This window comes from Cesiribacter andamanensis AMV16 (genome assembly GCF_000348925.1).
Taxonomy (GTDB): Bacteria; Bacteroidota; Bacteroidia; order Cytophagales; family Cyclobacteriaceae; genus Cesiribacter; species Cesiribacter andamanensis.
Genome location: NZ_AODQ01000144.1, coordinates 1 through 10,222 on the forward strand (window position 1 = coordinate 1; position 10,222 = coordinate 10,222).

Annotated in this window: 6 protein-coding genes; 4 read left to right on the top strand and 2 right to left on the bottom strand. The window is 55.0% G+C overall.

What is annotated here, in order from left to right; genetic code table 11:
* Window positions 1–72: 72 nt before the first annotated feature.
* On the bottom strand, window positions 73–885 hold the full coding sequence (locus tag ADICEAN_RS18230; protein ID WP_009197133.1) for an aminotransferase class IV: 813 nt from the start codon (window positions 883–885) through the stop codon (window positions 73–75).
* Between the two features lie 91 nt (window positions 886–976).
* On the opposite strand from ADICEAN_RS18230, the gene sdaAB reads away from it, so the two are divergent.
* The 3 genes from sdaAB to ADICEAN_RS18245 are packed head-to-tail and all read left to right on the top strand — an operon-like array spanning window position 977 to window position 4,504.
* A complete protein-coding gene (gene sdaAB / locus ADICEAN_RS18235; RefSeq protein ID WP_009197134.1) occupies window positions 977–1,654 on the top strand; it encodes an L-serine ammonia-lyase, iron-sulfur-dependent subunit beta in 678 nt (225 codons plus the stop codon).
* Window positions 1,655–1,660: 6 nt separating this feature from the next.
* Entirely contained in the window at window positions 1,661–3,118 is a 1,458-nt protein-coding gene (locus ADICEAN_RS18240) for a TolC family protein (protein WP_009197135.1), read from the top strand.
* A 9-nt stretch (window positions 3,119–3,127) separates the two neighbouring features.
* Window positions 3,128–4,504, top strand: a complete 1,377-nt coding sequence (locus tag ADICEAN_RS18245) for an efflux RND transporter periplasmic adaptor subunit (RefSeq protein ID WP_009197136.1) — start codon at window positions 3,128–3,130, stop codon at window positions 4,502–4,504.
* Between the two features lie 77 nt (window positions 4,505–4,581).
* On the opposite strand, the gene typA is transcribed toward ADICEAN_RS18245, so the two are convergent.
* Window positions 4,582–6,396 (bottom strand): translational GTPase TypA, encoded by a 1,815-nt coding sequence (typA, locus tag ADICEAN_RS18250; RefSeq protein WP_009197137.1) that lies wholly within the window; start codon window positions 6,394–6,396, stop codon window positions 4,582–4,584.
* Window positions 6,397–6,692: 296 nt separating this feature from the next.
* Between typA and ADICEAN_RS18255 the strand changes: the two genes are divergently transcribed.
* Entirely contained in the window at window positions 6,693–9,209 is a 2,517-nt protein-coding gene (locus ADICEAN_RS18255) for a tetratricopeptide repeat protein (protein WP_009197138.1), read from the top strand.
* Window positions 9,210–10,222: the final 1,013 nt, after the last annotated feature.

The following is a 10,222-nucleotide window of genomic DNA, read 5'->3' on the forward strand; positions in this document are numbered from 1 at the left end:
GGAAAGTAATCCAAGCCGTTTTTTTGCTTCAAATTTCATCCTTTCAAAATCCGGGATGATTCATGTATATGGTTACAGGGCCTGCCGGTAGGCCGGGGGTAACAGCTCCAGCAGCTCGTCTATATCGGTATTGTAGTGGCGCTCCCCATATTGCTGCAGGGGGTACAGGCCGCCTACGTTGGTGCACACCACTTTATCTACTTTTTCAAGCTCCTCTGGCAGGGCATGGACCTCGTAGGCGGGCTCGCCCTTTTGGAGCAGCTGCTGCATCAGATGGGCTCGCATGACACCAGCCACACAGCCGGTACTAAGGGCAGGGGTAAACCAGCGGTTACGCTTTTTGATAAAAAGATTCGCCGAGCTAGCCTCTACCAGTTCGCCCTTTTCATTGAGCAGCAGCAATTCTTCTACCCCCTTTTCCTTTTTCTCCAGGCTGGCCTGCACATAGGCCTGGGCGCTGATGCTTTTGATAAAGGACCAGCGGCTGGCCGCCAGCCGGGTATGCTGGCATAACCCTACCGATTTTCGGATGGCTGTCTGCGGGGGGGCGCTGGCTTCGGCCATCAGGGCAAACTGAGTTTCCTGGCTCTGAGGGGTATACAGACCGTCGCCACTCCGCCACAGCCACAGGCGCAGGCGCTGCCACTCTGTACTGCCCTCCGCAAAGGGCTGCAGCAGGGAGGGCAGCTGAAGGGCTTCCGGCCAGTTCAACTGCAGCAGGGGCAGGCTTTTTTGCAGGCGCTGCAGGTGCAGGTGCAGCAGGGGGGCAGTACCCTTATGGAGCATGATGGTTTCAAAACAGCCATCGCCATAGCGAAAGCCTCGGTTAAGCAGCAGCTGGGCCTCTGGTGTGGTAAGGGAGTGTCCGTTCAGAAGTGCATTCATATAGGCAGGGGTGCATTCATATAAGAAATTAACCTTTTATAAATAACTCCAGCAACTATTTGCCATATTTGTCTACCATTGTATAAGAAAAATGACAGATAAGAGCAGCATTTTTGATATGATCGGGCCTGTGATGATTGGGCCCAGCAGCAGCCACACGGCCGGTGTGGTGCGCATTGGGCGAGTTGCCCGGCGGGTACTGGGTGGCCAGCCGGAAGAAGCCAAGATCACCTTCTACAACTCCTTTGCCCGTACCTACGAGGGCCACGGCAGCGACCGGGCTGTGTTGGCCGGTTTGATGGACTATAAAACGGATGATACGCGCATACGACAGGCGCTGGAGCTGGCCAAGGAAGCCGGCCTTGCCTACAGTTTTCGGTCGGTAGGCAATGCCTCCACCCTGCACCCCAATACGGTTAAGCTGGAGCTGCGCCGTGGCGAGCGTACCGTGGAAGTAGTAGGCGAAAGCCTGGGGGGTGGGGTGATCCGGATCCCGAAACTAAATGGCTTTACGGCCAATTTTAGCGCCGCCCTGCATACGCTCATCATCATGGCGCAGGATGTGAAAGGGAGTATTGCATTCATCTCCAGCGTGCTGGCAAACGATAGCTGTAACATAGCCACCATGTCGGTATCGCGCAAGGGCAAAAACGACCTGGCCTGCCTGGTGATTGAAATGGATTCCGGCATACAGCCCATTGTAAAGCAGTACCTGGAGCACCTCGACTGGGTAACAGAGGTGACCTATATACCTGATATTGATTTTTAAACTGTTATGAAGAAATTTTCCATGCTGATGCTCCTGCTCCTGGGCGGGGGAGTTTACAGTTATGCCCAACAGGCGCCTGTGAACACCCGCTGGACGTTGCAGGAAGCTGTTGAGTATGCCAGCCGGCATAACCTGCAGGTAGAGCAAAGCCGTCTGGACGTAATGTCGAACCAGATAGAGCTGAAGCGGTCTAAATTTGACCTGGCCCCTACACTGAATGCTGGTGCAGGCGCCTCGTATTCGGTAGGTCGCTCCATCAACCCCTTTACCAACGTAATTGAAGATGCTGCCATCAGCTCTCAGAATTACTTTCTCTCCAGCAACGTAACCCTTTTTAATGGCTTCAGCAAGGTGAACACCCTGCGTCAGAATCAGCTGGACCTGCGCGCCAGTGAGTATGATCTGGCTGCCGTACAAAACGATGTGGCCCTGAATGTAGCCACCGCCTTTATCAACATCCTGTTCAATCAGGAGCTGCTGGCCAGCGCCCAGGCACGGCAGGAAGCCTCCCAGATCCAGCTGGAGAGAACCCAGCGTCAGGTAGACGCCGGTGCCCTGCCCCGCGCCAGCTATTTTGAGATACAGGCACAGGTTGCTGGTGATCAGCTGGCGGTAACCAATGCCCTTAACGCCCTGGAGCTGGCCAAATTGAATCTGAAGCAATTGCTGCAGCTGCCGGCCGATCAGCCCATGGAAATTGTAGTGCCCCAAATTGCGCTTGACACGGTACAGGCCTATGAGGTGGCCTCTACAGAAATCTACCAGGTGGCCGAGGAGAACCAGCCGGTGATCAAAGCAGCGGAGCTACGCCAATCCAGCAGCGAGCTGGGCGTACTGATCTCCAGATCGGGCTACTGGCCTACCATTACGGCTAATGCAGGTGTGCAAACGGCTTATTCAAGTCTGGCACCGGATGTGCTTCCCAGAGAAGGGAGTGCCTTTAGGCGCGACACAGTAGCTATTGGGTTTACAGGAACAGAGCCAGATTATATGCCTGTATATACAATTCGGCAGCAGCCAGTCGATTTTCAGGATAATACCTATTTTAATCAGCTGGATTATAACCTGCGCCGGTTTGTGTCGGTGAACCTGAACATCCCCATCTTTAATGGCTGGAGCGCCCGCAGCCGCGTAGGCCAATCGCGCATTGTGGCAGAGCGGGCCCGCCTGCAGGACACCCAGGCCCGTCAGCAGTTGCGTCAGACCATTGAGCAGGCCTCGCTGGATGTGCAGGCCGCCGCCCTCAGCTACCGGGCCAGCCAGAACCAGGTGGCCTCGCTGCGGGAAGCCTACCGGGCTACCGAACAGCGCTTTAACTATGGCTCGGCTACCTCGCTGGATTTTAACCTGGCCAAATCAAACCTGGATGTTGCGGAGGCAAACTTTATCCGGGCCAAATATGAGTATATCTTTAAAACCAAAGTGCTGGACTTTTACCTCGGCAAACCTATCACCTTTGAATAAGCTGCAACCATGGCTGTAAAAAAGAAGAAATCGAACCGTACCCTTTATAGTATAGTAGGGATTCTCCTGCTGCTGATCATAGTAGCCGTAGTGGCCAAATCGGCCGGCTGGATCGGGGCTCCCAAAGGCACTGAAGTAGAGCTGGCCGAAGCCCAGCGGCGTACCATCACTGAAAAGGTAAGCGCCAGTGGCATGATTCAGCCCGAAACCGAAGTAAAGCTAAGCCCGGATGTACCGGGTGAGATCACCGAACTCTATGTGAATGAGGGCGACTCGGTAAAACCCGGCCAGCTGCTGCTCAAGATCCGCCCCGACAATTTTCAGTCGGCACTGTCCCGCACCCAGGCCAACTATAACGAGCGCCGTGCCAATGTGGCCAGCTCACAAAGCCGCCTGGCCCAGGCCGAGTCGCAGCTGGAGCGTGCCAGAAATGAGTGGGAGCGTAACCAGAAGCTGCACAAGCAGGGGGTGATCTCCGATGCCGAATGGGAGCAGGCCCAGCTGAATTATACTGTGGCGCAGCAGGACCTGGAATCGGCCCGGCAGGGGGTGCAGGCAGCCCGTTACCAGATGGAAAGCGCCAGCGCCACCGTGCGCGAGGCACAGGAAAACCTGCGGCTTACCTCAGTTTTTGCCCCCATGGGCGGTATAGTATCCAAACTGGATGTGGAGAAGGGCGAGCGCGTGGTGGGTACTTCCCAGATGGCGGGTACCGAAATGCTGCGCATTGCTGACCTGAACCGCATGGAAGTGCAGGTAGATGTAAATGAGAACGATATCATCCGGGTGAGCCGGGGCGATACGGTGATCATAGATGTAGATGCTTATGCCTTCCAGAATAAGAAATTTTCAGGTGTGGTTACCTCCATTGCCAACACAGCCAATACCAAAGTGAGCCCCGATGCGGTAACCGAGTTTAAGGTGAAGATCCGCATTCTGCAGTCGTCGTACGAAGATCTGGTGAAGGAAGGCAAGTCCTACCCCTTCCGCCCGGGCATGACGGCCAGTGTGGAGATCATTACCAATAAAAAAGAAGGGGTGCTGGCCGTACCTCTGGCGGCGGTAACCACCCGGGACAATGTAGCAGACAACCCCAAGGAGGCCGGAGGCAGCGACCCGGCCAATGACAACCCCCGCACTGTACCCAAGCCCAGTGGTCCGGTGCAGGAGGTGGTATTTCTGGTGAAAGAGGGCAAAGCGCAGAAAGCCCAGGTGAAGACCGGCATCAGCGATTATGAATTCATTGAGATTACCGAAGGCCTGGAGGCCGGTCAGCAGGTGGTTTCCGGTCCCTATGTGATTGTAACCAAGCGTCTGCGCGATGGCGAGCAGGTGCGGGCCGCCGAGAAAAAGGAAAAAGATAGCAAGCTGGCCGGCAATGACTAGCCAGCTGCAGGCCCATACGTAAAAGGCCCTGCCGGAATTTCCGGCAGGGCCTTTTTTATAGGGGATAGTCCTGGAGACTAGTCTCTCATTTTAGCAGCCTGGCGCTTGCGCTCGTTCTCATCCAGATAGATCTTGCGCATGCGGATGGCCTTGGGAGTTACCTCCACATACTCGTCTTTCTGGATAAATTCAAGGGCTTCCTCAAGGGAGAAATGGCGCTTGGGAGCAATCTTAACGCTTTCATCGGAGCCGGATGCCCGCACGTTGGTCAGTTTTTTACCCTTCTGGATGTTCACCACCAGGTCGTTGTCGCGGCTGTGCTCGCCAATTACCTGGCCCATGTACACTTCTTCGCCCGGATCTACAAAGAACGTTCCGCGGTCCTGCAGCTTATCGATGGAGTAGGCAGTGCCCTTACCGGTTTCGATGCTGATAAGAGAGCCGTTGTTCCGCTCCGGTATAGTGCCCTTGTAAGGCTGGTACTCCAGGAAGCGGTGAGTCATGATGGCCTCGCCGCTGGTGGCAGTCAGTACGTTGTTCCGCAGGCCAATAATGCCCCGGGCCGGAATCTCAAACTCCAGGTGCTGCAGGTCGCCCTTAGGCTCCATGATCTTAAGCTCGCCTTTGCGCTGGCTTACCAGCTCAATAACTTTCCCTGAACTTGTCTCGGGTACATCCACTACCAGCAGCTCTACAGGCTCGTGGCGCTGGCCGTCTATTTCGCGGAAGAGTACCTGCGGCTGGCCTACCTGTAGCTCATAGCCCTCGCGGCGCATGGTCTCAATCAGAACGCTCAGGTGCAATACACCCCGGCCAAAGACCAGGAATTTATCTTCTGAATCAGTCTCCTGAATCCGCAGGGCCAGGTTTTTCTCAGTTTCTTTGAAGAGACGATCGCGCAGGTGGCGCGAGGTCACAAACTTGCCCTCCTTGCCGAAGAAAGGGGAGGTGTTGATGGTGAAGAGCATACTCATGGTAGGCTCGTCAATGGAAATACGGGGCAGGGGCTGTGGATTTTCGGCGCTGGTAAGGGTATCACCAATCTCAAAATCTTCCAGGCCTACTACGGCGCAGATATCGCCGCAGGGCACCTCACTTACTTTCTGGCGGCCCAGGCCTTCAAAGATCATTAGTTCCTTGATCCGGGTCTTTTTAATAGAACCATCTTTTTTGGTAAGCGCCATTTGCTGGCCTTCCTTGAGCACGCCCTGGTACACACGGCCAATGGCAATGCGGCCTACAAAGGCATTATAGTCGAGCGAGGTGATCTGCATCTGGGGTACCCCTTCCCGAATGGGGGGAGCCGGTATCTCTTCCAGGATGGTATCCAGCAGCTGGGTGATGTCGGTGGAGGGCTCGCGCCAGTCCAGGCTAAACCAGCCATTCTTGCCAGATCCGTACAGGGTCTTGAACTCCAGCTGCTCTTCGGTAGCATCCAGGTTAAACATCAGGTCAAACACCTCTTCGTGCACCTCATCGGGGCGGCAATTGGGTTTATCTACCTTGTTTACAATTACCACCGGCTTCAGACCAAGGGCCAGGGCCTTGCTAAGCACAAAGCGGGTCTGTGGCATGGTGCCCTCAAAGGCATCCACCAGCAACAGTACCCCATCTGACATTTTAAGTACCCGTTCTACTTCGCCACCAAAGTCGGCGTGGCCCGGGGTATCAATAATGTTGATCTTAACCCCCTTGTAGGTAACCGAAACGTTCTTGGAAAGAATGGTAATGCCACGTTCCCGCTCCAGGTCGTTATTGTCCAGGATCAGGTCGCCCGATTCCTGGTTATCGCGAAACAGGTGGGAGAAGTGAATGATTTTATCGACCAGCGTGGTTTTGCCGTGGTCAACGTGCGCAATAATGGCAATATTGCGAATAGAAGTATTTAGCATATCAGCTTGTAAAATAGCGCCGCAAAGGTACGCATTATCTTTGGTGTTCTGTGCAGCTCAGTACTTATTAATCTTAGGCAAAACCATTTTTGCCCTAAATTTGTGCCATCCCTTCTAAATAACAATATACTTTGCTTTCAAGGCTGGTACTAATTTTCATAATTTTACCTTCTGTTACAGAATTGTGACCCGCTTTAACGTCCGGATCTGTGTTGAAAGGAAAGCTGTTTTGTACACCTCACCTCTCAGGGGTTAACACTCTGATTCCCTTCCTGTTGCTCCTGTGGCTGGCAGGCATGGGTCCTTGTGCCCTGGCCCAGGGGGGGAGTGAAAGCGGCCGCCCTCCTTTATCTGCCGAAGCCTATTTTGCCAAAGCCTCCCAGGTTCAGGCTCAAAATCCCCGCCTGGCCCGCCAGTATGCCGATTCCATGCTGCTGGCTGCCGGCACTAGCCGGGATAGTACCCAGCTGACAGAAGCCCTCAAGTTTATTGGGGATCTGTGCGTGCAGCAGGCCAACTATCCCCAGGCAGTCAGCTGGTTTCATAAAGGGCTGGAACTGGCCAGCCAGCGCCGCGACCGCGTAATGGCCGTGCGTATTCACAACAACCTGGGGGGTGTTTACCTCAAAACCAGCCAGTACGACAAAGCCCTCTCACAATACAACCGGGCCTACAGCCTGGGGCGCAGCATTCTTACTCCTTCCCAGAAAGCCTCCATTCTCAATAACCTGGGGATCATCTACAAGCATCTGCAGCAATACCAGCAGGCCGAGCTCTATCTGCAGGAAGCCCTGCAGCTGGATGAGAGTGCCCAAAACCCCCTGGGGGTGGGGCAGGTCTACAACAACCTGGGCCTGCTGGCTCAGAAAATGGGCCGCAGAGAAGAGGCCAGGCAGCACTTTCTAAAAGCCAGATCCATAGCCGAACAGATCAACCGGCCCCCTGGCGTGGCCTATGCCCTGAATAACCTGGCCGAAGTATACCTGGATGAGAAGGAAGCCCGCAAAGCACTGCCACTCCTGCACAGCTCCCTCAAGATCAAGCAGCAGCTGGGCGACCGGCTGGGGATGGTAAATTCACTCTCGGGTCTGGGCAAAGCCTGGTATATGCTGGGCCAGGCAGATTCTGCCCTTTACCATTTTGGAAGGGCCAGTCTCTATGCCGATACCGTACTGAATGTGAACAAAAAGGTAGAGGCCCTCACAGGCATTGCCAATGCGTATGCGCTTAAGGGCAAAACCGATGTGCTGCCAGCCCTTTATTCCCGCATCCTGAGCCTTAAGGACAGTGCTTTTCACCAGGACCGGGCCGCGCAGTTTGCCATGGCGCAGGCCGAGCGGGAAATGACCCTGAAGGAAGAACAGATTGCCGACCTAACGCAGGAAGCAGCCGAAACCAACTCCCGCGTACGCCTGCAGGAACTGCTGCTGGCCCTGAGCCTGCCGCTGCTGATTATGGTAATTGTGCTGGCCATATTCTACCTGTTGCGCTACCGCAGCGAGCGTACCGCCCACCGGGAGTTGCTATTGCGCCATGTGGAGATCAAGCAACAGAAGGCACAGATAGAAGCACAGCACCAGACCATACAGCACCAAAACCAGGAGCTGCAGGCAGCCAATAACCTGATTGAGCATTACAACAGGGAGCTGCAGGAGGCAAATGATCAGCTGGAGGATAAGATACGGGAACGTACCAGGGCCCTCACCGATACCTACCGCAAGCTGGCCTTCCACATCAACAACACCCCCCTGGCCGTGCTGGAATGGAACAAGCAGCTGGAACTGGTGCGCTGGCCCGAGCAGGCCGAGCGGATCTTTGGCTACAGTGCGCAGGAGATGCTGGGACGCCGGGCCGAAGAGCTCCCTTTTTTGCAGGATAGCAAGCACCGGCACTTCATTGAGCGGATCCGCCAGGCCGGTGATGATCTGCCCGATAGCCAGGTGAGCTTTCAGCAGCATCTGAGCCGGGCCGACGGCCTTACCCTCTCCATTGAGTGGAGCCATTCGGTGCTTACCGACGAATGGGGCAAGGTTGAATCTGTCCTGAGCATTGCCAATGATGTGAGCCTGCGGGAACGGGCCTTTCAGGAGACCACCCTCATCAACCAGGAGCTGGATACCTTTATTTACAAAGCCTCCCATGACCTGCGCGGCCCCATTGCCCGCATGCAGGGCATCATTAACCTGGGCAAGATCGAGTCGGCCGATCCGAACGCCCATTTCTATTTTGATCTGCTGCACAAGGTTTCCAACGAGCTCAACAACCTGCTGCTACGCCTGCTGATGGTGCACAACATTCACCAGCACCTGCTGTGCATGGAGGATATCTCCTTTAAGGGATTTGTAGACAGCCTGATTTACGAGCTGCCCAGCGAAAAGAAAAACAGCCAGTTTACCTTTTACAACTCCATACCGGATGAGCTTCGGATAGAATCGGACCGCAACCTGCTGAGCATTATTCTGGTAAACCTGCTGGACAACAGCCTTACCTTTGCCGACAATGAAAAGCCTTTTGTGGTGATCACCGCCAAGGTTTTGCCCGGCAAAAAGCTGCAGTTTAGTGTGCAGGACAATGGCCCGGGTATCTCCAACAGCCTGCACGAAAAGGTATTTGACATGTTCTTTCAGGGCTCTACCAAATCTACAGGCGTAGGCCTGGGCCTGTACATGGTACGCAAGGCTGTGCGCAAGTTTGTCGGCGAGGTGAAACTGGACCGCCAGGGCGAGCTCACCACCTTTACCGTTATTCTGCCCGAGTCGGACCTGATGCGCATAGTGCCGGTGCCCAAAAAGACTAGCCTCACCGCTGTCTGATTTTTCTGCTCCAAAGGGGCATGCCTTCTATAAATTCCCTACTTTTGGGAAAAATTTTTAGGAATGTCAACAAAATTCCAGCGCCATACCATTACGGCTGCCTTACCCTATGCCAATGGCCCCGTGCACATTGGTCACCTGGCAGGCGTATATGTGCCGGCCGATATTTACGTACGCTACCTGCGCAGCAGGGGAGAGGATGTGTTGTTTGTCTGTGGTTCCGATGAACATGGGGTGCCCATTACCATCCGCGCTCAAAAAGAAGGGGTGAGCCCCCAACAGGTGGTAGACAAGTACCACAGCATGATCCGCGATTCCTTTCAGCAGTTTGGGGTATCCTTTGATGTGTACTCCCGCACCTCGGCGCCCGTACATCACCAGACCGCATCCGACTTTTTCACCACCCTGCAGCAGCAGGGGGGATTTGAAGTTAAGGAAAGTGAGCAGTATTATGATGAGCAGGCGGCCCAGTTTCTGGCCGATCGCTACATCAAGGGTACCTGCCCCAATTGCGGCTACACCGAAGCCTATGGCGATCAGTGCGAGCGCTGCGGCACCAGCCTGAGCCCCTCCGACCTCATCGACCCCCGCTCCATGCTCAGCGGTGCCAAGCCCGTATTGCGCACCACTACCCACTGGTACCTGCCCCTGCAGAAGTATGAGGCCTGGCTGCGGCAGTGGATCCTTGAAGAGCATAAAGAGTGGAAGCCCAACGTCTACGGACAGTGCAAAAGCTGGATTGAGCAGGGCCTGCAGCCCCGCGCCGTAACCCGGGACCTGGACTGGGGTGTGCCCGTACCCCTGCCCGAAGCCAGCGGCAAGGTGCTCTATGTGTGGTTTGATGCTCCCATTGGCTACATCTCCGCTACCAAGGAGTGGGCCGAGCGGGAAGGGCGCGATTGGCAGCCCTACTGGCAAAGCCCCGATACCCGCCTGCTGCACTTTATTGGCAAGGACAATATTGTGTTTCACTGCATCATTTTCCCGGCCATGCTCAAGGCACACAGGGGATA